The following is a 22,489-nucleotide window of genomic DNA, read 5'->3' as shown; positions in this document are numbered from 1 at the left end:
AACGGCCGAGCATGCGGAGCACAATGTCAAAGACGAACAGCGCAGATACCAGCCAGACCGCCCCCGGGCTGCCCATCGTCGTCATGGGTGTGCAGGGGTGCGGCAAGTCCACCGTCGGCCGCGGTATCGCCGATGCCCTCGGCATCCGCTTTGCAGACGGCGACGACCTGCACAGCGCTGCAGCCCGCGCGAAAATGGCGGCGGGGCATCCGCTGATCGACGAGGACCGCTTGCCGTGGCTGACCCACATCGCCCAGACCATGGCGGCGGCCCTCGAGGGCGGTGAAGCGCTCACCGTGGCGTGTTCGGCGCTCAAGCGCAGCTACCGCGACCTGATGCGTGACCTCGTACCGTCCCTGGTCTTCGTCGAGCTCTACGGCGATCAGGCCCTGATCGCCGAACGGCTGACGCACCGCAATCACGAATATATGCCGGCCACGTTGCTCGATTCGCAGTTCGCCGCCCTCGAACCGCTCGCGGCCGACGAGGCCGGAATGCGGATCGAACTCACCAGAACTCCCGACGACATCGTCGGACTCGTACAGAACATGATTACAAAAATGAACCAGGAAGAACTCGCTCACTGATGACCGAACTTGACATGAACTGGGTATTGTCCACCCCCGCGCTGCTCGGTGTTGCTGCCGGCTCCATTGCGCTGCTCCTCGTACTGATTATGAAGTTCAAGGTGCACGCCTTCCTCTCCCTGATTATCGTGAGCCTCCTGACAGCCGTCGCCACCGGAATTCCGACCGATCGGCTGGTGTCGACCCTGCTCAATGGATTCGGCGGAACCCTCGCCGGCGTCGCCCTGCTCGTCGGTCTCGGTGCGATGCTCGGCCGCATGCTCGAAACCAGCGGCGGCGCGCAGGTGCTGACGGATGCCCTGATCAAGAGATTCGGCGAGAAACGCGCGCCGTTGGCCCTCGGTGTCGCGTCCCTGATGCTGGGCTTCCCGATCTTCTTCGATGCCGGCCTGGTCGTCATGCTACCAATCATCTTCGCGGTCGCCCGTCGCTTGGGCGGATCGTTCCTCGCCTACGGCTTTCCCTCGGCCGTGGCGTTCTCGGTCATGCACATTTTCGTTCCGCCGCACCCGGGGCCCGTCGCGGCGACCGGCCTGCTCGGCGCGGATGTCGGCCTGGTGCTGATCTTCGGCCTGGTCGTGGCGCTCCCCACCTGGTTCGTCGTTGGGCGCTTGTTCGGCGGGTACGTTGGCCGCCAGTACAACATTCCCGTGCCGTCTATTCTCAGCAGCAAGACCGACAACTTCAAGGAATTCGAGTCGGCCCCCAAGGTCGGCACCGTTCTGTCCCTGTTGTTGCTGCCGATCGGCCTGATCTTTCTCAATACCGGATTGAACATGGCAGCGACAGCCGGTCTGGTGTCGCTCGATGACGCCTGGGTGCAGGTACTGCGCGCCTTCGGCGAGACCCCGGTCGCCCTGCTCATCACCGTTCTCCTCGGCATGATCTTGCTCGGCTGGAAGAAGCGCAAGTCGTCGGGTCTGATCGAGGCCGTCGTGGACAGCGCGCTCGGCCCGGTTGCCGCCGTCATTTTGATCACGGGTGCTGGTGGAATGTTCGGTGGGGTGTTGCAGGCCAGTGGTATCGGCACTGCCATCGCCGAATCGCTCGACAGCATTGGGCTGCCGGTGATCGTCGCCGGTTTCGTTATCGCCGCCGTGGTACGGATCGCGCAGGGATCGGCCACCGTTGCACTGACCACCTCCGCCGCCCTGCTGCAGCCGGTCGTCATGAGCAATTCGACTTATAACCCGGTCGAGCTGGCCGCGATCGTGCTGGCACTGGCCGCCGGGTCGGTTTTCGCCGGCCACGTGAACGACTCAGGATTCTGGCTGATCAGCCGGTTCTTCGAGATGGACACCAAGACTACTCTGAAGACCTGGACCGTCGGTCAGGCCCTGGTTGGTGTGGTCGGATTCACCATCGCCCTGGCGATCTACCTCGTCGCCAGCCTGTTCTGACCCAACTATTCCGCGGCTGGGAAGAACAGCCGAGGGGTATCGGCCCAGGAGTCTTCCACCTCAGCGATGGTGCGCCGCATAATGAGCTCCATCGACTCCCGGGCCTGCACGGGGTGCCCGCCCTGCACGGCATCGGCCACGTCCACGTGCCACTGCAGCGCGGTCTCGTGCGGCTTCTCGGGCATCAGGCCGAGGCCGGTGCGCCCCGACAGTACAGCGGCGATCACCTCGTCGAGCTTGGCAAACATTTCATTGCCGGAGCCGTGCAGGACCAGCCGGTGAAAATGGATGTCCAGGGTCAGAAATCGCTCCAGGTCGCCGGCGCGCCCCACCGTGCGCATCTGCGCGGCCACGGTCATCAACTCGCCCGACATCGCCTGCGGGCAGTGTGCGGCCGCCAGCTCGGCCGCCATCGGCTCAACGGATGCTCGCAGCTCGGTCAGCGAGCGCAACTGTGCGCCACGCTCCGGCCCGGCCAATCGCCACCGAATAAGCGTCGGATCGAAAGCATTCCACCCCGATTGCGGACGCACGCGGATGCCGACCCGTTTGATCGATTCGACCAATCCCATCGCGGCGAGCACGCGCACGGCCTCGCGCACAACCGATCGGCTGACGCCCTGGTCGAGGGCGATGTGATCGGCGAGCATGACCGTCCCGGCCGGCATCCGGCCGTCCACGATGGGGGTGCCAACCGCATCGACGACGCGGTTGTGCAGGCTGGAGGGCATGCTCCGACCCTAACGGCTGGGGCGGCACGGCTACAGCGGGCGACACGCCCGGACTGCGGGAGCGGCGCAAACTGTGTAAGATTGAGAATCGAACTTCGGCGAGGGATATCGTCACCCGGGCAACCGGGCTGACGGCATCCGTGATCGACGCGGCGGACGAGACCTTGGGCTTTTCCTCACGCTGACATGCGTTCGAGTTGAATCAGTACCCCCATCTTCGGGCCTCGGCCCGAAGACCACGATCTGGGTCTTATACCCGCTAGGAGTAACACCATGGCTAAAAAAGAAGTAAATGCCGTCGTCGCTGAACTGCGCGAAAACTTTGGCAAGGGTGCGGCCCGCAAGCTGCGCGTGCTCGGCCTGATCCCGGCCGTCATCTACGGCCACGGCACCGAGCCGGTGCACGTGTCGCTGCCCTCGCACCGCATCGGTCTGCTGCTGCGTCGCAAGAACATGATTCTTGAGCTCGATCTCGCTGGCGAGAAGCAGCTTGTGCTGGTCAAGGACGTGCAGAAGGACCCGGTCAAGGCCATCATTGAGCACATTGACCTCATCGTCGTCCGCAAGGGTGAAAAGGTCCAGGTTGAGGTCCCCGTACACACCACCGGCGAATCGTTCCCCGGCACCATGGCCGACTTCGACACCAAATCGCTCCTGCTTGAGGTTGAAGCCACCGACATCCCCGAGAACCTCCAGTTGTCGATCGAGGGCCTCGAAGACGGCGCGCAGCTGCACGCCAAGGACGTCACGCTGCCCGCTGGCGCCGTGCTCGTGTCCGACCCCGAGACCCTGGTCATCTACGTCCACACGCCGCGTGGCGAGGACGAGTCCGAGGAGACCGAGGTCATCACTGCTGGCACCCCGGCCGCCACGCCGCCCGCCGCGTAACAATTATCTTCACTCGGTTCTCGCGGGGTTTTCCAACACTTAGGCGGAGGATTCCCCTGGATACGAACCTGTGGCTCGTAGTCGGGCTCGGTAACCCCGGGCCCGACTACGCTGGCAACCGCCACAACGTCGGGCAGATGGTCACAGGGCAACTCGCCAATCGTCTGCCCGCGAATTTCAAGCGTCACAAAACCGCCGCCCTGGTCGCCGAGGGGCGACTGGCTCCCGGCGCACCCAAGCTGGTGCTGGCCAAGCCAACCACGTTTATGAACGTCTCCGGCAGCCCGGTCGCCGCGCTGCTGAGCTTCTACTCGCTGCCCATTTCCCGCCTCATCGTCGTGCACGATGACCTGGACCTGCCCTTCGACACCCTCAAGATCAAGGTTGGCGGCGGTCACGGCGGCCACAACGGCCTGCGCGACATTATTGCGGCCACCGGAAGCAACGAGTTCATTCGCATCCGCATGGGCATCGGCCGGCCGCCGGGCCGTCAGAACGCGGCCGACTTCGTGTTGCACGACTTCGCAGCCGCCGAGCGCAGCATTCTGCCCGTTTTAATAGCGGATGCCGCCGACGCGATCGAATTGATCGCCACCGACGGCGTCGTGGCGGCCCAACAGAAGTTCCACTCGCCCGCGTAGGTAGACTCGTTCAGTGATCCTTCAGGGCTTAATCGCAGCGCTCGCGCGCGCCTCCACGTTCGACAACGCCCTCGCCTATGCCAGCCGGGATGCTGATTTCAGTCTGACCGAGGGCATACGTGCCCCGCTGCTCGCCGCGCTGCTCGACCTGCGCCGCGATGATGCTCAGGCGCTGTTCGTCATCACCGCGACCGGCCGCGAGTCCGAGGCGCTGCGCGAGAACCTCGGCTGCTTCGCCACGAGCGCGGAGATCATCGACTTTCCAGCCTGGGAAACCCTCCCGCACGAACGCCTGAGCCCGAGCGCCGAGATCGTCGGCAAGCGCCTGCACGCCCTGCGGCGGATGCGCGAGTGGCAGGAGCAGGACGCGCGCGAGCGGCATCCGCTTATCGTCGTCGCCTCGGTGCGAGCCGCCCTGCAGCCGGTCGCCGACAACCTCACCGACTACGAACCGATCGAACTGACGGTCGGAGCCCGCGGGCACGACCTCTCGGCGATCGTGCTGCAGCTGGTCAATGTGGCCTACGCCCGCGTCGACATGGTCACCCGGCGCGGCGAGTTCGCCGTGCGCGGCGGTATTCTCGACGTCTTTCCGCCGGTCGCCTCGCACCCCTACCGGGTGGAATTCTTCGGCGACGAGGTCGAGCAGATTCGCCTGTTCAGCGTCGCCGACCAACGGTCCTTGCCCGAACCGGTCGCATCCGTCAGCCTGCCGCCGAGCCGGGAACTCCTACTCAGCCCTGCCGTGCGGCAGCGCGCCCAGGAAATGCAGCACGAATTTCCGAGCCTGTCCGGTCTGCTCGCCAAGATCGCCGAGGGCATCCCGGTCGAGGGCATGGAAAGCCTCGCCCCCGCCCTGGTCGACCGGCTGGTGCCGGTCACGCACTACCTGCCGAGCAACGCTGCCGTCGCCGTGATCTCGCCGGAGCGCGTCGCAAGCCGCGCGATCAGCCTCGCCGAGACCAACCGGGAGTTTCTCGGTGCCGCCTGGAGCGCTGCCACGGCCGGTGCCGACGCGCCGATCGACCTCGAATCCGGCGACTTTCTCACTCTCGGCCGCCTGCGCGACAGCGTCAAATATTCGGCTCCCGGTGCACCGGCGTCCGGCCACCACTGGTGGACCCTGAGCACGTTCCAGGCGGCGCCGACCGACGAGGCGGTTCTGCCCGAACACCTCGAAATGGACGAACTGCTCACCATCCGCATCGAAGCGGATGCCGTCCCCACCTTCGCCGGCAGCGTCGACGGGGCCGTGGGTCATGTCGCCTCCCGGCTGCACGACGGCTGGGTCGTCGGTATCGTCGCCCAGGGGGCGGGGCTGGTCGAGCGGGCCGCGCAGGTTCTGGCCGAGCGCGAACTTCCGGTGCGCGTCGTAGACGTGTGGCCGCTGGAACCGGAGGCCGGTATCGCTTACCTGTTGAAGGCATCCGTCGATCACGGTTTTGAGCTCCCGACCAGCAAACTCACCCTGATCAGCGAGAGCGAATTTTACGGGCGCACCGTCGGCTACTCGGCCAGGCAGATCAAGAAGCTCGCGAGCCGCCGCAAGAATGTCGTCGACCCGTTGCAGCTGGTCGCCGGTGACCACGTCGTGCACCAGACGCACGGCATCGGTCGTTTTCTCGAACTGACCCAGCGCGAGGTGTCGAGCGGCGGGCGCAACCCGGTCAAGACCACCCGCGAATATCTGGTGCTGGAATATGCGGCGTCCAAGCGCGGCCACGCCGGCGACCGGCTGTATGTTCCGACCGACCAGCTCGACCTGGTCACCCGGTATGTCGGCGGGGAGGCGCCGACCCTGAGCAAGATGGGCGGCAGCGACTGGTCGAGCGCAAAGACCAAGGCACGCAAGGCGGTGCGCGACATTGCCGTCGAGCTGGTCAAGCTGTATTCGGCGCGGATGGCGAGCAAGGGTCACGCCTTCGGTCCGGACACCCCCTGGCAGCGCGAGCTCGAAGAAGCCTTCCCATTCGTGGAGACCCCCGACCAGCTGACGACGATCGACGAGGTCAAAGCCGACATGGAACGGCCGATTCCGATGGACCGGCTGCTCAGTGGCGACGTCGGTTTCGGCAAAACCGAGGTGGCCATTCGTGCCGCATTCAAGGCCGTGCAGGACGGCAAGCAGGTGGCCATGCTGGTTCCGACCACGCTGCTGGTCAGCCAGCACATGGAAACGTTCAAGGAGCGCTTCGCCGGGTTCCCAATTCACCTGCGCGCCCTGTCCCGATTCCAGACCGACAAGGAGTCGCGCGAGACGATCGCCGGAATGCTCGACGGCACCGTCGACGTCGTCATCGGCACGCACCGGCTACTGTCGCCGTCGATCATCTTCAAAGATCTCGGCCTGGTCATTATCGACGAGGAACAGCGCTTTGGTGTCGAGCACAAGGACGCCCTGAAGAAGCTCAAGACCAACGTGGATATTCTCGCGATGAGTGCGACCCCCATTCCGCGGTCGCTGGAGATGGCGGTCACCGGAATTCGCGAAATGTCGACCCTGGCCACCCCGCCCGAAGACCGGCACCCCATCCTGACCTTTGTCGGACCCTACTCGCAACGGCAGGTGGCTGCGGCCATCCGTCGGGAACTGCTGCGCGAGGGTCAGATCTTCTTCGTGCACAACCGCGTCACGAGCATCAACCGCATCGCCTCGGAGCTCGCCGAACTGGTGCCGGAGGCGCGCATCGCGATCGCGCACGGGCAGCTGCCCGAGGCTCAGCTCGAGCAGGTGGTCGGCGACTTCTGGGAGCGCAAGTTCGACATTCTGGTCTGCACCACGATCATCGAAACCGGCCTCGACATTAACAATGCGAACACGATCATCATCGACCGGGCCGACAAGTTCGGCTTGAGCCAGCTGCACCAGCTGCGCGGCCGGGTCGGTCGTGGGCGTGAGCGGGCCTACGCCTACTTCCTCTACGACGAGAACAAGCCGCTGTCGGAGACCGCGCACGATCGGCTCGCCACGATCGCGGCGAACAACGAACTCGGTGCCGGTATGCAGGTGGCCCTGAAGGACCTGGAGATTCGCGGTGCCGGAAACCTGCTCGGCGGCGAACAGGCCGGGCACATCGCGGGCGTCGGCTTCGACCTGTACCTGCGCATGATCGGCGAGGCCGTGTCGACGTTCCGCGGCGATGTCGCCGAGGGGCAGACCGAGCTGCGGCTCGAGCTGCCGGTGGACGCGCACATTCCGCACGACTTCGTCGACAGTGAGCGGCTGCGTCTCGAGGCGTACCAGAAGCTGTCCAGCGCGAGCTCGCCGACGGCGGCCGACGACCAGATCGACCTCGTGGTTGAGGAACTCACCGACCGTTACGGCGAACCGCCGGGGCCGGTTCAGAACTTGGTGGCCGTGTCGCGGCTGCGCTGGCAGGCGCAGCAGGCGAACCTCAGCGAGGTCGTCGCCATGGGGTCGAACCTGCGGGTTGCTCCGGCCGATCTGGCCGACTCCATTCAAATCCGGTTGCAGCGGATGTATCCCGGCTCACGTTACGTGTCGGCCACTGGGGCGCTCAGCGTGCCGATGCCACGGCCGAACGGTGAGCCGCTGGATGACAACGCCCTGATCGAGTGGACCAAGTCGCTGCTGACCGCGATCTTCCCGCCGGCCGTTCTGTCCGCCACTTAACCGTTAACGCAGACAGCACTGTCGTTGCAGGAACGACGGTGCTGTCTGAGTCAGCGGATGCTTAGCCCTTCGACGGCTGTTCCGTCTGGTACACATCCGGGATGCCGTCGCTGTCGCTGTCGATGGCTTCCTTATCGGCAATGCGACCGTAGTGACGGTTGCGGGAGCGCAGGATCGCGGTGGCCAGCAGGGCGGCGAGCAGCGAACCGACCAGGATGGCGACCTTGGCGTGATCGTCGTGCGGGCTGCCCTGGCCGAAGGCGAGCTCGCTGATCAGCAGGGACACGGTGAAGCCGACGCCGGCCAGCAGGGACACGCCGATGACGTCGATCCAGGCCAGGTCGGGGTCGAGGGTTGCCTTGGTGGTTTTGGTCACGATGAAGGTGGCCAGCAACACCCCGATCGGCTTGCCGACCACGAGAGCGACGACGATGCCGACAGCTACCGGGTCGGTGATGGCCTGGTACAGACCCTCGGCGCCGCCGAGGGTGACGCCGGCGGAGAAGAACGCGAACACCGGAATCGCGAAACCGCTCGAGAGCGGGCGAATGCGGTGCTCGAGCACCTCGGCCAGACCGGGCCCGGCGTCGGGGCCGCCGCTGCGCTTGCTGCGCAAGACCGGCACCGCGAAGCCGAGGAGCACACCGGCGACGGTGGCGTGCACACCGGAGCCGTGCACGAGCGCCCAAGCGATGAAACCGAGCGGCAGCAAAATGACCCAGGCTGCCCACGCCTTGTTCTTGAAGAAGTAGGAGAACCGGTGGGTGATTACCCAGAACAGGGCGAGGGGCACGATGGCGAGCAGCAGCAGCGGAACATTCATGTCCGTCGTGTAGAAGAAAGCGATGATGGCGATGGCGAGCAGGTCGTCAACGACAGCGAGGGTCAGCAGAAAGATGCGCAGCGCGGCCGGCAGCTTCGACCCGATCACGGCGAGCACGGCGAGGGCGAAGGCGATGTCGGTCGCGGTGGGAATCGCCCAGCCGCGCAGCGTCTCAGCCCCGGTTTCGAGGTTGATCAGCACATAGATGAGCGCGGGAATGATCACTCCGCCGACGGCGGCCGCCACCGGCACGATGGCCCGGCTCACGCTCCGCAGGTCCCCAGCGACAAATTCGCGTTTGAGTTCGAGTCCGGCGAGGAAGAAGAAGATGGCGAGAAACCCGTCGGCCGCCCAGGCGCCGAGGCTCAGCTCGAGGTGCCAGGGGGCGTAGCCGATTTTGTAGTCGCGAAAGGCGTAGTAGGCGTCGGAGAAGCCGGAGTTGGCCATGATCAGCGCGGCCACGGTCGCGGCGAGCAGAATGGCGCCTCCGACGGTTTCCTTGCGCAGAATGCGCGAGATCCGCACGAATTCGTTGTGGCTGCCGCGGCGAAGCACGGTGGCGGTCGACGGGGTGGCCTTCGAAGCTGGCAGGTTGGATGGTTCGGTCATTTAAAATCCCCTGGTCTTTTGGGCGCGAACATACATGTGCCGACCAGACTTCCCGGCTCACCATGGACCAGAATACACGACGTACCTGAGCGATCATCGGTAGCCCGCCTACGATGGAGGGACGATGGAACCGATCCAGGAGTGCCGACCATGACCAACCCCGTGTTTTCCTCCGGCTCCGTGTCCGGCGCTGTGTCCGGTGCCAACGCTACCCGATCGACTCCGCCGGCCGACGAAAATGACCGGGATGCGGCATCCGCTCGGCAGACAACGATGCAATCCAGCCCTCTCGACACCCTGATCGTCACCGTCGCGCGGCTGCGCGGGCCCGGCGGCTGCGCGTGGGACGCCGACCAGACCCACGCCTCGCTGGTGCGCCACCTGGTCGAAGAGACGCACGAACTGATCGAGGCGATCGAGGACGGCAGCCGCGACGACCTGCTCGAGGAACTCGGCGATGTGCTCTACCAGGTGCTGTTCCACGCCGACCTGGCCGCGCACACGCCGGAGGAGAACTTCGACATTCAGGATGTCGCTGCCCGCCTGACCGAGAAAATGGTCGGGCGACACCCGCACGTGTTCGGCGATGTCACCCTCGACACCGCGGCGGAGGTTTCGGCTGCCTGGGACGGTTTTAAAGCCGCGGAGAAGCCGGGCCGCACCAGCGTGCTCGACGGAATTCCGGGTGGTATGCCGGCCCTCGCCCTCGCCGACAAGGTGCTGGGTCGGGCCGAAAAGATCGGCCTGATCGAAGCGGATGCCGGCTTCCCGCTTCCGATCGAATCCGAAGCCGATCTGGGCCCGCTGCTGCTGGCGATCGTGGCATCCGCTCGGGCGCAGGGCCTTGACGCCGAGCGCGCGCTGCGCGCCGCAGTGCGCGACCTGCAGGGCGAAATTCGCGGAGCCGAGGGAGTCCAGGCGCCCGGCGCTCCGCTGGACGAATCCTTCGACGCCGGAATAATCGCCCTCCCCTCCTAACGCGGATCAGTACGGAGGGTTAGGCGATGCGGCTGCCGGCGGGGAGATGGGTCGCGGGGGTGCGCGTGCGGCGCCATGCCCAGAGCAGGGCGCCCGCGCCGAGCAGCAGGTGTATGGCGAGGCCGATGAACCAGCTCGGCACCGCGCCGTCGTAGGTCTGCTGTGCGGTCGGCCCCCGGTCGAAGGCCTCACCGGAAAAGGCGCCACTGTCGCTGAAGCTGCTCTGGGCGGCCTCGTCGCAGCCGTTGAACTCCGTGTACAACTCCGGCGGCGACTGGGCGCTGCGCACGCCGACGGCGATCTGGCCGAACAGGTCGGTCGGGTAGCCGGCGTCGTTGAAGCTGCCGGGGGCGGCATCCGCGACCACCACGTAGGGGTTCGCGGCGAGAATCCACCAGAAGTAGTCGAAGCGCGGCACGTTTTGGGTCGTCGTCTCGGCCGTGGAACAGACGATGTCCGACTGCTCGCCGGTGGCCTCGTCGAACGTCGACGAAACCACGTAGTAGTTCACATTCGTCGCCTGCTGTTGGGTGGCGGTGCCGAGCAGCGCGAACGCGATGAGGGTGCCGAGGCTGAGTGCCGCGACGACCAGATAGGTCAGCACGATCGAAAACAGCGGCCGGGTCAGAATGCCGGAGAGTCCGACTCCGACGGCGGCAATGACGCCGAGCTCGGCCGCGAGCACGAGCACCGACACGGCGATGGTGCCGAACGAGACTTCGCCGAGCACGACCGCGAAGATGAGAAACGGCAGCGCCGCCGCGAGAAAGGCGAGGGCCGTGATCCAGGCGGCAAGAAACTTGCCGAGCACGAGTTGCCTGGTGCTGATCAGCGTGACCTGCGTCGTGGCGAGGGTGCCGGCATCCCGATCGCCGTTGAGGGCATTGCCCGACAGCGCCGGAGAGACCAGCGTGCCGAGCAGCAGCACGAAGAAGATGATGGTGGAGAACACGCCGCCGCCGCCGGACAGCCAGGCCGAGGTCGCCAGCCAGAGCAGAAACGTGACCACGCCGACGAGCAGCATGAAGACGCCGAGCAATACGTACCACGAGGCTCCACGCACGCGCTGACGCAGTTCGAGGGTGACGATGAGCCAGAGCCCGGAGAAGAACACCCGTGAGTGGGTCATTTCGTCGACTCCCCACCGGTCGACCGGGTGAGGTCCTGAAAGGTGTGTTCGAGGTTGCCGACGGCCGGTCCGAAATCGCAGACCGGAACCCCGCTCAGCACCAGATTGTGCAGCAGAGCGGCCGCCGAGGCCTCGTTCTCCACCTGCACCAAAGTGCCGAGCTGGTCGACGCCGCGCACAGTGACGAGCGCGCCGACCACTCCGGGAGTGGCGAGGGCACGTTCCAGCGCCACCTCATCCAGGGAACGGATGCGCCAGGATCTGGCACTCGCGCCCGCCGCGGCCACCTGCTCCGGGCTCGCCGTGCGTCCGGCGGCGAGGTACACCGCGGCATCCGCAATCTCGTCGAGTTCGGCGAGGACGTGACTCGACACCAAAATGGCGGTGCCGTCGCCGGCCAGGCGACGCAGCAGCTGGCGCAACGACGCGCGCGCGGCCGGGTCGAGACCGGACGCCGGTTCGTCGAGCAGCAGCACGCCCGGGGAGTGCACGAGCGCCCGCGCCAGGCTCAGGCGTTGTTTCTGACCGCGGGACAGTACCCGCGAGGGTCGATCGGCAAAATCACCGAGGTCGGTCAGCGCGATCAGTTCGTCGGCGCGCACGGCGGCTTGCTCGCGGGTCATTCGGTACATGCGCCCGGTGGTCTGCAGGGCGGCACGGGCGGAGAGGCTCGGCCAGGAACCCAGGGCGTCCGGCATCCAGCCCGTGACGGCGCGCACCCGTTCGGGTTCGGTGACCGGGTCGTGCCCGTTGATGCGGATGCTGCCCGTCGACGGTGTGAGCAACGTGGCGAGCATGAGCAGCAGGGTCGTCTTGCCCGCGCCGTTCGGTCCGATCAACGCCGTCACCGACCCGGCCGGCACAACGAGCGACGCATCCACCACCGCCAGCACACTGCCAAATGACCGACTGACCCCGGTCACCGCGACGCCGCTCGACGTCACGTCCGTCTCGCCGGAAAAAGTCGCGACCGACATTCACACCCCCACTTGTTCCCCCGAGTCTAGGGCGCGGCCAATTTCAGGAGCGGACGGTGAATCGCATCCACGGCATGCTGAGAGAATTACCCCATGGCTATTGCAGTGACCCCGCCGCGCGGCATGCGCGATTTTCTCCCCGCCGACAAGGCCCTCCGCGAACGCTCGCTCGGCATTATTCGCGAGAGTTTTCGTGCGCACGGCTTCGACGAGATCGAAACCCCGGTCATGGAAGACTCCGCCCGCCTGCACTCCGGGCTCGGCGGCGACAACGAGAAACTCGCCTTCGCGGTGCTCAAGCGCGGGCTCAGCCCAGCGGATGTTGCGGTGGCGGCCGAGCAGGATGACCTTCTGTCGCTGGCCGACCTGGGCCTGCGGTTCGACCTGACGGTGCCGCTCGCCCGGTTTTACGCCACTCACCGTGCGAGCTTGCCGACCGTGTTCCGGTCGATTCAGATCGCACCGGTCTGGCGCGCCGAACGGCCGCAGAAGGGCCGCTACCGCCAGTTCATGCAGTGCGACATCGACATCATCGGTGAGGCCGGCGCGCTCGCCGAGATCGAACTGATCACCGCCACGGCCGCGACGCTCGATCTGCTCGGCCTCGAGGGCTGCTCCATTCGCATCAACGACCGCCGCATCCTCAGCGCCCTGCTCGCCCACTGGGGCGTCGCCGCCGAGCTGACCGAGCGGGCGCTGATCGTGATCGACAAGCTCGACAAGATCGGCGTCGACGGTGTCGCGGCCGAACTCGGTGCCCTCGGCATCGATGCGCCGGGCCTCGCCGCGCTGCTCACCGAGCTTGGCACCGGCGGCTGGGCCCTGGGCGACGGCTTGTTCGACGGCGCTGCGCCGGCTTGGCTCGACCCGAAAGCCTTCGCCGACCTCGCCGCCCTGCGCGCCGCCCTCCCCGGCGTCGACCTGGTCTTCGACCCCACCCTGGTGCGCGGCATGGGCTATTACACCGGCACCATCTTCGAGATCTCGCACCCCTCCCTCGGCTATTCCCTCGGCGGCGGCGGCCGCTATGACGGCATGATCGGCCGGTTCCTCGGCACCGACGTGCCCGCCTGCGGATTCTCGATCGGCTTTGAACGCATCGTCGACCTGCTTGAAGCGGATACCGCATCCGCTGATCTGGCGGTCGTGCTCGTGCACGACAAAGAGGCCGATCCGGCCCGACTGGTCGCTCTCAAGCGCGACCTGGTCGCCGACGGCCTGCGTGTCCGCCTCGAACGCCGCACCAAGAACCTCAAGGCGCTGCTCGACCGGGCCGGCGAGGCCGGCTACGGGAGGTTCGCGTTCGTGACCGCCGAGACTCAGACGGCCGGCGACCTCGACTTCAAACCGCTCGGCGCCTGACCAGGCCACCCGCGCCCGACCAGGCAGCTCTGCGGTTCGGCGAACGGCCGACGGGTTTGGTTAGACTGAATTCGCCTGGGCTGCGTTCATTAAAAGCGTCCGGCACACCCCTACCTTTATTCCGACCAGTACCCCGGCGCCCGACCAGGCGTCAATCCCGACAAAACAGGAGACAGTTGTGGCCCTAATTGAGGCAGTAGACGCACGCGAAATTCTCGACTCGCGAGGCAACCCGACCATCGAAGTCGAGGTTTTGCTCGGCGATGGAACGGTCAGCCGTGCCGCGGTGCCGTCCGGAGCGTCCACCGGCGTGTTCGAGGCTTATGAGCTGCGCGACGGCGACAAAGCCCGTTACCAGGGCAAGGGCGTGCTCAAGGCCGTCGAAGCCGTCATCGACGACCTCGGCCCCGCGGTCGAAGACATCGACGCGACCGACCAGCGCATCGTCGACCTCGTTCTGATCGAAGCCGACGGTACCGACAACAAGGAGCGCCTCGGCGCCAACGCCATCCTCGGCGTCAGCCTCGCCGTGGCCAAGGCCGCCGCGAGCTCGGCCGGACTGCCGCTGTTCCGCTACCTCGGCGGCCCGAACGCGCACACCCTCCCGGTTCCGCTCATGAACATCATCAACGGCGGATCGCACGCCGACAACGATGTGGACATCCAGGAATTCATGATCGTTCCGCTCGGTGCTGAGTCGTTCAGCGAGGCCCTGCGCTGGGGCGTCGAGACCTACCACTCGCTCAAGGCCCTGCTGCAGTCCAAGGGCCTCTCCACCGGCCTCGGCGACGAGGGCGGCTTCGCCCCCAACCTGCCCAGCAACCGGGCAGCGCTCGACCTCATCGTCGAAGCGATCGAAAACGCCGGTTACGTTCCCGGCAAGGACATCGCCCTCGCCCTCGACGTCGCTGCGAGCGAATTCTTCAAGGACGGCAGCTACAACTTCGAGGGCAAGAAGCTTTCGGCCGAAGAGATGAGCGCCTACTACGCTGAGCTCGTCACCGACTACCCGCTCGTTTCGCTCGAAGACCCGCTCGAAGAAGACGACTGGGACGGCTACGTACACCTCACGGCCGCGCTCGGCGACAAGGTGCAGATCGTCGGAGACGACCTGTTCGTGACCAACCCGGTGCGCCTGGCCAAGGGCCTTTCCCTCGCGGCTGCGAACTCTATTCTGGTCAAGGTCAACCAGATCGGCACCCTGACCGAGACAATGGATGCCGTCTCCCTCGCCCAGCGCGCCGGTTACACCGCGATCATCTCGCACCGCTCCGGCGAGACCGAAGACACCTTCATCGCCGACCTCGCCGTCGCAACGGATGCCGGCCAGATCAAGACCGGCGCCCCCGCCCGCAGCGAACGCGTCGCGAAGTACAACCAGCTGCTGCGCATCGAAGAGGAACTCGGCGAGGCCGCGGTCTACGCCGGTCGCACCGCGTTTCCCCGCTTCACCGCGTAGTAGGCACTCAGCAGCAATAGCACCATCGGGCCCTCGACCACCGATATTTCGGTTGGTCGGGGGCCCACAGCTTTCCCTTGGTACCATTTTTTACTGACAGACATGACCGACCAGCGAAAGGAGTTGTGATGGCGCCGAAGCGACCTCAGCAGACGCCGTCCCAGCCCCAGCCGGCGCAGACCAAGTCGGGCAAGCGCCCGCAGGCTCAGCGGCAAACAGCCCACCGTCAACCAGTACAGCGTGAACCAGCCCAGCGGCCACCCATGGTCTCGGAGACGGAAACGCCCGCCGGCGGCTGGCTGCGCGGCATCCGCTTTTCGGGATTCTCGTTGGTGATGATGGTGATTCTGGTGCTCGCCGTGGTGATTCTCGCGCCGAGCCTGCGTACCTACGCCGAGCAGCGGCAGCAGATCAGCCAGTTGAGCAGGGCCGTCGCCGATCAACAGGACGAGGTCGACCGTCTCACCAGCCAGCGTGAACGCTGGAACGACCGCACCTACGTCACAACGCAGGCGCGCGAGCGGTTGTTCTACGTACTGCCCGGCGACATCAGCTTTCTCGTCATTAACGATTTACCGGTCGTCGCCCCGCTTGAAGCGGATGCCGCGCCGGTGAGTACCAATATCCAAAGCACCAAGATTGATTGGCTGGGTTCCTTGTTCGCCTCCACCATGACCGCCGGCCTCGCCCCGCAAGCCGGAGCACCCGCGACATTAACACCCGCGACACCGGAAACGGTGGCGCCGTGACCCGGCCGCCGTTCGACCCGTTCACCGCGGCCGACATCGACCTCGTCTCGGCCCAGCTCGGACGACCGGCCCGCAACGTCGTCGGCATCGCCGCCCGCTGCGTCTGCGGCGCGCCGACCGTCGTGGCGACCGCACCGCGGCTCGCCGACGGAACCCCGTTCCCCACGCTGTATTACCTCTGCCACCCCGCGGCCACCGCAGCGATCTCCGCCCTCGAAGCCACCCAGGTCATGAACGAGTACAACGACCTGCTCGCCGACGGTGCGGACGTGCGCGCGGCCTACCAAGCGGCGCACGAGAGCTTTCTGTTCGACCGCGACCAGCTCGGAAGCGTGCCAGAAATCGCTGGCATCTCCTCCGGCGGCATGCCGAACCGGGTGAAATGCCTGCACGCCCTGGCCGCCCACTCGCTGGCGGCCGGACCCGGCGTCAATCCGGTCGGCGACCTCGCGCTGGAACGCGCCACCTGGTCGCCCACGGTCTGCGAGTGTCTGGACTACTCCGCGGCGCCGATCGACGAATCCGGGGCGGCCCTGGCGTGACCGCGACTACGCACCGGGTCAGCGCTCGTCGGGTCAGCGCGGGCGTCGGGCTCGCGTTGGCCACGGCGCTGTTCGGCGGTACCGTGGTCGGTTCCGTCGTGCTCGACGCGCCCGCCGCGCACGCCGATCAGATTCGCGACCTGCAGTATTGGCTCGCCGATTATGGCTTCACCGAAGCGTGGAACACCACGCGCGGGGCCGGTGTCACGGTCGCGGTCATCGACTCTGGAGTCAACGGCAACGTGGCAGAGCTGACCGGCGCGGTCATCGGGGGAACGGATGTCTCCGGGCTCGGCTCCGCAAACGGTCAAACCCCGGTCGCCGGCGACGATGATGAGGGCGAGCATGGCACCCTGGTCGCCTCGCTTCTGGCCGGACGCGGCACTGGCGACGGTACCGGACTGATCGGCGTGGCGCCTGAGGCATCCATTTTGGCGGTGTCGGTCGGATTTGGCAGCAGTCGTTCTGCAGTGAGCAACGACGATCAGATCGCGCAGGGCATCCGTTGGGCCGTCGACAATGGGGCGGACGTCATCAATATGTCCCTCACCCGCAATACGTTGTACTGGCCGGAGAGCTGGGATGACGCATTTCTCTATGCCTTCGAAAATGATGTCGTCGTTGTGGCCGCCGCCGGCAACCGGGGGAGCGGAACCACCGAAGTCGGGGCTCCCGCGACGATTCCCGGCGTGCTGACGGTCGCCGGCGTTGACCGCGAAAAATCGGCGAGCTTCGATGCCTCCTCGCAAGGCATCACCATTGCCGTCGCTGCGCCGAGCGAGAAGCTCGTCGGGGTGACGCCCGATTCGACCTATGTACAGTGGGACGGCACGAGTGCCGCGACGCCGATCGTGTCCGGGCTCGTTGCTTTGGTGCGGGCGGCCTATCCGACGCTCGACGCTGCGGGAGTCATGAACCGGGTCATCGCGACCGCGAACGCCAACGGGCGGAGCGTGCCGAGCCCCATCTATGGCAACGGCCTGATCGATGCCGCTGCCGCCGTCACCCGCTATGTCGCTCCGGCGACAGAGGCCACTCCGAGCGAGTTGCTCACGGAGTGGATCACGCTGCACCGGCGGGCTCAGATTGACGTGGTTCCGACCGAGACTCCCGTTGCGGAGGCTCCGGCTGCGGTCGATGAAGACCCGGCGCTGCCGGTGCAAAATGTGCTCACGGCGTGGCTCCCGAACCAGCTGACACTGACCTATATTAGTCTGCCGCTCGCTGTACTCGTAGGGTTTGGTATCCTAGTAACGCTGGTGGGCATTGGGGCCACTCGGTACATCAAGCGAATTCGGCGCAACCCCAAAGATTTCGCACAATCATAATCCTGTAGGAGGCCTTCTCATCGTGCCCAAAATTCTCATTGTTGGTGGCGGCTACGCCGGTTTTTACACGGCGTGGAAGCTCGAGAAGTGGCTACGATCCGGTGAAGCCGAGGTCACCATGGTCGACCCGCTGCCCTACATGACGTACCAGCCCTTCCTGCCGGAGGTCGCTGCCGGATCCATCGAACCGCGTCACGCGGTCGTGTCGCACCGTCGCCACCTCAAGAAGACCAACGTCATCTCCGCCAAGGTCACGCACGTGAACCACGCCGAGAAGACCGCCACGATCACCCCGCCGACCGGCGAGCCGTACGAGTTCAAGTACGACATCATCGTGGTCACCGCCGGTGCGGTGTCGCGCACGTTCCCGATTCCGGGCGTCGCCGACCAGGCCATCGGACTCAAGACCATCGAAGAAGCCGTCGCCATTCGCGACCGCGTTTTGACCAACTTCGACAAGGCGGCAGCCCTTCCGGCCGGCCCCGAGCGTGAGCGCCTGCTCACGTTCGTTGTGGTCGGTGGCGGCTTCGCCGGCATCGAGGTGTTTGCCGAGCTGCGCTCGTTCGCGACCTCGCTGCTCACCCTGTACCCCGAGATCAGCTTCGAGGACACCAACTTTCACCTCATCGAAGCCATGGGCCGCATCATGCCCGAGGTCTCGCTCAAGACAAGCCTCTGGGTCATCGACAACCTCGCCGGTCGCGGCGCTCAGATTCACCTCGACACCCAGCTGACCAGCGCGGTGGACGGAAAGATCGAGCTCTCCACCGGAGAGACCTTCGAAACCGACCTCATCGTCTGGACTGCAGGCGTCATGGCGAACCCGACGATCGTGCGCCACACCGACCTTCCCATCGAAGAGCGCGGTCGCCTGCAGGTTCGTGCCGACCTGCGCGTCGGAACCGAAGACGACATCATCGCCGATGCCTGGGGCGCCGGCGATGTGAGCTGTGTCCCCGACCTGAGTGGTGGCGGCGTCGGCGGCAACTGCGTGCCGAACGCCCAGCACGCTGTGCGCCAGGGCAAGCTGCTCGCCAAGAACATCGTTGCCGTGCTGCGCGACGAAGCACCGGTGCAGTACTTCCACAAGAACATGGGCGCCGTTGCCGGCCTTGGCGTTGGAGTCGGTGTCTTCCAGAGCGGCAACCTGGCCATCACGGGCATGCCGGCCTGGTTCGCCCACCGTGGCTACCACGGCCTGGCCATGCCGAGCTGGGAGCGCAAGCTGCGCGTCGTCTGGGGCTGGGTCAACAACGTTTTCCTCGGCCGCGACGTGGTGTCGTTGAGCGCCACCGAGAACCCGCGTGCCGTGTTCGAAGAGTTCGTTTCGCGCCCCAAGCCGCCGGCACCTGCTGCTGCGCCAGCTGCAGCCCCCGCGGCCAAGGCTCCGGCGGCCCCGCGTGCGCCCCGTGCGCCGCGCAAGCCCACGGTCAAGGCTGCTGCAGCCGAGGCTGCTTCGGCCACCACGGCACCCGCTGCGCAGAAGGCGGCCGCCGAGGCATCCGCTTCAAAGTAGCTGTTTCGATAGGTGCTGCCGGGCGATCGCATCGCTCGGCAGCACCTATGCTGGAACCGCCCGTTACCGGGCACGCCCCCATAGCCCAATTGGCAGAGGCAGACGACTTAAAATCGTCACAGTCTGGGTTCAAGTCCCAGTGGGGGCACCACGAATATATCTACGCTCATCTGGGTTTTAACTTGGTGTCGGGTGCCTCAGATGCCCCGTTTGCCCACACTTGAAATCATTCGGGCTTGATTGAGGGCCACTGCGACGCTGTCCAGATCGTCGTCGAAGAGGTCCGCGTACACGTCGAGGGTTATCGCGGCCGAGGCGGGGCCGAGCATCCGCTGCAGTGCTTTGACGTTCGCGCCGGCGGACACGGCCAGGCTCGCGGCGGTGAGCCGGAGGTCATGGGGCGTGACGCGAGGGAAGTTCGGATCGACCTCCCGGGCACGTTTGAGGGCGTAGACCAGCCAGCCGTCCCGAGTCGACGGCGTGCGCTGGTGCGACAGCCCGTTGCCGAACAGGATCTGGTCGGGTGTCTTGTCGGCGCAGAGCAGTGCCAACTGACCATCACGCTGGACCCGATGCCCACCCAACGCGACACCGCCGCCGTCAGCGAGCTCTGCTCGAGTCTCACAGAAACTCAGACCCGCTATCCGGGCACCGACCTAATCCTGCGATACGTCATCAAAGAACGGCCCTGAGTTACGACAGAATAAATCGACCTAAGATGTTCTGTTAGGATCCCTGAAGTCGTGGCAGCGGTACTAGAAGATCGTGACCAACCACGGCTACCGCCTCGTGCACGAAAACGTCGACCGGGTCGCGTACTGCTGCACTTCCGACGCCCATCGCGCCATCACCCGCGAAGCGGACAGACGGCTCGTCCGCACCGAACACCCACGGTTGGTCTCGTACCCCTGCCTCGACGCCCGCGGCATCTGGATCGGCCTCAACCTTGACCCTGGCGACCACGCCGTCCAGCGCGTTGCAGCGACGCAGCTCGACGGTCCCCAAGCCCCGGGCAAGGAATTAGCAGCGATATTTCTGCCCCGGTTAGCCTCCCTCCACCGGGCATTTTCTCGGGCGGGGGTTACGGGAATGAAGGTCCTAGCCTTCATATGGCCCTCCGTGGAACACAACCGCGGGTTATGCCGTCCTGGTCGAGGTCCCGCTTGCGGGCAGCCAATGCAGCGTTGAGCCCTCAGAACCTGGGGCACGGGACGAACACCTTAGGGAAGCGTTATCTCCCGAAGTTGCTGGGCTACTGCCTTCCAGCCGCCCAGTTGCTGCTGAGTGATAGGACGTTCCGGGCTCGTAGCCCAGTCCGCGACGTCCCTTCCGCCGATTGATTCCGCCAGGTACCTTATGACGCCCTTTTTGGACTCGGTGGACATCGCAGCACCCGTCTGCTCAGCGCCTGGAACGTCGGCGATTTCCGTGAGGTAAGCCTGGGCGAACCAGTCAGCGGCTTCAGCACGTAAGTACGGGCTCGTCAGTGAGTTGTACCAGCGAGAGATGAATTCTCCGTAGGGTGCTGAATTCGTCATGAAACCGTCGCCGCTGAGGAGGAGTTCCCGGACTCTTTTAGGGGTTAGCCCTCTCGCTGCAAGGAGGGCGCCGTCGATATCTCCTCGGTCTACGAGTTTACCAAGTTCGTTGCTCATCACACCCATCCGTTAATGATGCGGCCACCCGAAGACGTCGGCACGGCGACGCCCCTTGGTCTACCCACGTGAGTTGCTGCGGGCGTTTCGGACAGCGGAATTAGTAGATTCATCTGCTTTGCCAATGTTGGCTGTTGATAACCATAAGGGACGTCACTAAGTCGACGGTAATCCCCGGCGCGGAGTGCCGGCGTCGGCTGCTGTGGAAGCCTTTTCCATACCGGATGACATCGCTGCGGGCTTGTGATTTCGTCGCGTATACGGTGCGGTAAACGCGTTCGATCGTGAGCATCGAGAAGAATTCTCGGCCAAACTGTTGTCCCAACACGCCGGGCGGCCCATCGAGGAGCGCAACCGGAGCCTGGTCATCAGCGCCCGGAAGTCGGTCGACACGAAAACGCTGCCGTGGTCCTTACCGCGCGCGAGTCCGTAGGACGTTGCCTTATGAAACATTGAGCGAGCTGCCCCTGACTCTGACTCTGAGCCTGGTCCCCAATCTGCGTTGATCAAGGTTCGGCGAATTCCAGCAGTCGTCGCAACGAAAGGATGAATTCGTCGAACGTGGAATGGGACGCGAGGAGACACCATTGACCGCGATCGAGGCCACCTCTTCGGTCCCAATACCTTTCCCAAATGCGAACCCACGCGGAGCTATTGCGGATGACCGTAGCTGTGTGTTGTCCGCCGCAATTCTTGGCGTAGGGTTTCGACCGCCTCGTCCTCCCGCTCGACCTTGTCGGTCACACGCGTCAGCGGCTGCGGCCCGACAGGCTGCAGATAGCCCCTGCGATGACTGCGATGACCAGGAGGACGGCGCCTACCCAGAGCAGGAACTGCAAGACCTGAACGAAACCACCGACCAGCAGCAAGATAATGGCGACGATGACGAAAATATTCGTTTAATGCTCCCTTAGCGTGGTGAGAAACAGCGACGCTACCGGGGTCTGCGGTAACAAATGCTTCGCCGAAGTTAGCCAAGGAACGACGCGAAAGTCAAAATGCCCTAGCGTCAGGTCATCGCAACTAGTCATCAGTCGCCGGACCTTCGAGGCGGGAGAGTAGGGCTGCGAGCGCTCGGGCGATATCCATCGCGATGGATATCGCGGCGCCCATCGACGTCGCCGGAGTGGAGTCCTCTATGTTGTCAAGCTCGGCCATGAGGGACGCAAGCGCATCCGCGGCAGCGGAGTGCGCCGTCAGATCCGTATTTCCTGAATCCCAATCACGCAGCGCCGCAGCCATCGCGTCAAGCGCCAGGCTCACCGACGGGCGCAAGTCCTCTCTCAGTTGCACCTTGATCGGGGTGCCCCACACTGCCCCGGCCAGTACCTCCGTGAGATCCCTCACATGAAAGGCGATGGTTTCGAGCGCGGCAAGGTCCTCGTAGTCGGCGCTCAGGTCTCGGTGGCGGTGGATTCGAGCCCGCGGATTGACTTTGCGGCTTTCGTCGGCCTGCTGCAGCGCAGTTCGCAGCCCGCTGG

General features: G+C 65.4%; 19 protein-coding genes, 1 tRNA gene and 2 pseudogenes. 13 read left to right on the top strand and 9 right to left on the bottom strand.

All coding sequences use genetic code 11. The features are described from left to right. The first annotated feature begins 23 nt into the window (after positions 1 to 23). The gene (locus E3T41_RS16475; RefSeq protein ID WP_233194827.1) at positions 24 to 587 is read left to right on the top strand and encodes a gluconokinase; all 564 of its coding nucleotides are present in this window, start codon (positions 24 to 26) and stop codon (positions 585 to 587) included. Beyond that, positions 587 to 1,987 carry a GntP family permease gene (locus E3T41_RS16470; RefSeq protein ID WP_174775308.1) on the top strand — a complete coding sequence of 467 codons (1,401 nt, stop codon included), beginning with the start codon at positions 587 to 589 and terminating at the stop codon, positions 1,985 to 1,987. The genes E3T41_RS16475 and E3T41_RS16470 overlap by 1 nt, the downstream gene beginning before the upstream one ends. Positions 1,988 to 1,992: 5 nt before the next feature. Here E3T41_RS16470 and E3T41_RS16465 read toward each other — a convergent pair whose 3' ends face one another. Beyond that, positions 1,993 to 2,718, bottom strand: a complete 726-nt coding sequence (locus E3T41_RS16465; RefSeq protein ID WP_104131448.1) for a FadR/GntR family transcriptional regulator — start codon at positions 2,716 to 2,718, stop codon at positions 1,993 to 1,995. Between the two features lie 273 nt (positions 2,719 to 2,991). Between E3T41_RS16465 and E3T41_RS16460 the strand changes: the two genes are divergently transcribed. From E3T41_RS16460 to mfd, 3 genes are read left to right on the top strand one after another with little or no spacing between them, the layout of a single operon-like run. Continuing rightward, a complete protein-coding gene (locus E3T41_RS16460; protein WP_092451655.1) occupies positions 2,992 to 3,606 on the top strand; it encodes a 50S ribosomal protein L25/general stress protein Ctc in 615 nt (204 codons plus the stop codon). A gap of 56 nt (positions 3,607 to 3,662) precedes the next feature. Beyond that, a complete protein-coding gene (gene pth, locus E3T41_RS16455) occupies positions 3,663 to 4,247 on the top strand; it encodes an aminoacyl-tRNA hydrolase (RefSeq protein WP_092451657.1) in 585 nt (194 codons plus the stop codon). A gap of 13 nt (positions 4,248 to 4,260) precedes the next feature. Beyond that, on the top strand, positions 4,261 to 7,881 hold the full coding sequence (gene mfd / locus E3T41_RS16450; protein ID WP_134479413.1) for a transcription-repair coupling factor: 3,621 nt from the start codon (positions 4,261 to 4,263) through the stop codon (positions 7,879 to 7,881). Between the two features lie 61 nt (positions 7,882 to 7,942). On the opposite strand, the gene nhaA is transcribed toward mfd, so the two are convergent. Further along, on the bottom strand, positions 7,943 to 9,313 hold the full coding sequence (nhaA, locus tag E3T41_RS16445) for a Na+/H+ antiporter NhaA (RefSeq protein ID WP_134479412.1): 1,371 nt from the start codon (positions 9,311 to 9,313) through the stop codon (positions 7,943 to 7,945). A gap of 150 nt (positions 9,314 to 9,463) precedes the next feature. On the opposite strand from nhaA, the gene E3T41_RS16440 reads away from it, so the two are divergent. Then, complete coding sequence (locus tag E3T41_RS16440) at positions 9,464 to 10,291, top strand: MazG family protein (RefSeq protein WP_370257931.1); 828 nt, start codon at positions 9,464 to 9,466, stop codon at positions 10,289 to 10,291. Positions 10,292 to 10,310: 19 nt separating this feature from the next. Here E3T41_RS16440 and E3T41_RS16435 read toward each other — a convergent pair whose 3' ends face one another. Together E3T41_RS16435 and E3T41_RS16430 are read right to left on the bottom strand one after the other, a co-directional pair. Next, positions 10,311 to 11,420, bottom strand: coding sequence for an ABC transporter permease (locus E3T41_RS16435; RefSeq protein WP_241991219.1), 1,110 nt, complete (start codon positions 11,418 to 11,420; stop codon positions 10,311 to 10,313). After that, positions 11,417 to 12,397, bottom strand: coding sequence for an ABC transporter ATP-binding protein (locus E3T41_RS16430; RefSeq protein WP_174775307.1), 981 nt, complete (start codon positions 12,395 to 12,397; stop codon positions 11,417 to 11,419). The genes E3T41_RS16435 and E3T41_RS16430 overlap by 4 nt, the downstream gene beginning before the upstream one ends. Positions 12,398 to 12,490: 93 nt before the next feature. Here E3T41_RS16430 and hisS point away from each other — a divergent pair, with 93 nt between their 5' ends. From hisS to E3T41_RS16395, 7 genes are all read left to right on the top strand, one after another. Beyond that, positions 12,491 to 13,759, top strand: a complete 1,269-nt coding sequence (hisS, locus tag E3T41_RS16425; protein WP_134479411.1) for a histidine--tRNA ligase — start codon at positions 12,491 to 12,493, stop codon at positions 13,757 to 13,759. A gap of 178 nt (positions 13,760 to 13,937) precedes the next feature. Continuing rightward, entirely contained in the window at positions 13,938 to 15,218 is a 1,281-nt protein-coding gene (gene eno / locus E3T41_RS16420; protein ID WP_092451665.1) for a phosphopyruvate hydratase, read from the top strand. A gap of 263 nt (positions 15,219 to 15,481) precedes the next feature. Further along, the gene (locus E3T41_RS16415) at positions 15,482 to 15,967 is read left to right on the top strand and encodes a septum formation initiator family protein (RefSeq protein WP_092451667.1); all 486 of its coding nucleotides are present in this window, start codon (positions 15,482 to 15,484) and stop codon (positions 15,965 to 15,967) included. Then, positions 15,964 to 16,509 carry a DUF501 domain-containing protein gene (locus tag E3T41_RS16410; protein WP_092451669.1) on the top strand — a complete coding sequence of 182 codons (546 nt, stop codon included), beginning with the start codon at positions 15,964 to 15,966 and terminating at the stop codon, positions 16,507 to 16,509. The genes E3T41_RS16415 and E3T41_RS16410 overlap by 4 nt, the downstream gene beginning before the upstream one ends. Next, complete coding sequence (locus E3T41_RS16405; protein WP_233194821.1) at positions 16,506 to 17,837, top strand: S8 family serine peptidase; 1,332 nt, start codon at positions 16,506 to 16,508, stop codon at positions 17,835 to 17,837. The genes E3T41_RS16410 and E3T41_RS16405 overlap by 4 nt, the downstream gene beginning before the upstream one ends. 22 nt (positions 17,838 to 17,859) lie before the next feature. Further along, the gene (locus tag E3T41_RS16400) at positions 17,860 to 19,353 is read left to right on the top strand and encodes an NAD(P)/FAD-dependent oxidoreductase (RefSeq protein WP_092451671.1); all 1,494 of its coding nucleotides are present in this window, start codon (positions 17,860 to 17,862) and stop codon (positions 19,351 to 19,353) included. 74 nt (positions 19,354 to 19,427) lie between these two features. Then, positions 19,428 to 19,504: transfer RNA gene (locus E3T41_RS16395), tRNA-Leu, on the top strand. Positions 19,505 to 19,550: 46 nt separating this feature from the next. On the opposite strand, the gene E3T41_RS18065 is transcribed toward E3T41_RS16395, so the two are convergent. From E3T41_RS18065 to E3T41_RS18060, 5 genes and pseudogenes are all read right to left on the bottom strand, one after another. Then, entirely contained in the window at positions 19,551 to 19,904 is a 354-nt protein-coding gene (locus E3T41_RS18065; protein WP_134479410.1) for a tyrosine-type recombinase/integrase, read from the bottom strand. Between the two features lie 175 nt (positions 19,905 to 20,079). Next, on the bottom strand, positions 20,080 to 20,358 hold the full coding sequence (locus E3T41_RS16385) for a hypothetical protein (protein WP_134479409.1): 279 nt from the start codon (positions 20,356 to 20,358) through the stop codon (positions 20,080 to 20,082). A gap of 215 nt (positions 20,359 to 20,573) precedes the next feature. Next, on the bottom strand, positions 20,574 to 21,008 hold the full coding sequence (locus E3T41_RS16380) for a hypothetical protein (protein ID WP_134479408.1): 435 nt from the start codon (positions 21,006 to 21,008) through the stop codon (positions 20,574 to 20,576). Positions 21,009 to 21,127: 119 nt separating this feature from the next. Beyond that, positions 21,128 to 21,419 (bottom strand): annotated as a pseudogene (locus E3T41_RS18685) (IS3 family transposase); the annotation flags it as partial. A 612-nt stretch (positions 21,420 to 22,031) separates the two neighbouring features. Then, positions 22,032 to 22,489, bottom strand: a pseudogene (locus E3T41_RS18060) (FUSC family protein); the annotation flags it as partial.

It is taken from the genome of Cryobacterium sp. Hh38 (assembly GCF_004403235.1).
In the GTDB taxonomy this organism is placed as follows: Bacteria; Actinomycetota; Actinomycetes; order Actinomycetales; family Microbacteriaceae; genus Cryobacterium; species Cryobacterium levicorallinum.
This window is presented reverse-complemented; position numbering and strand designations above follow the sequence as displayed.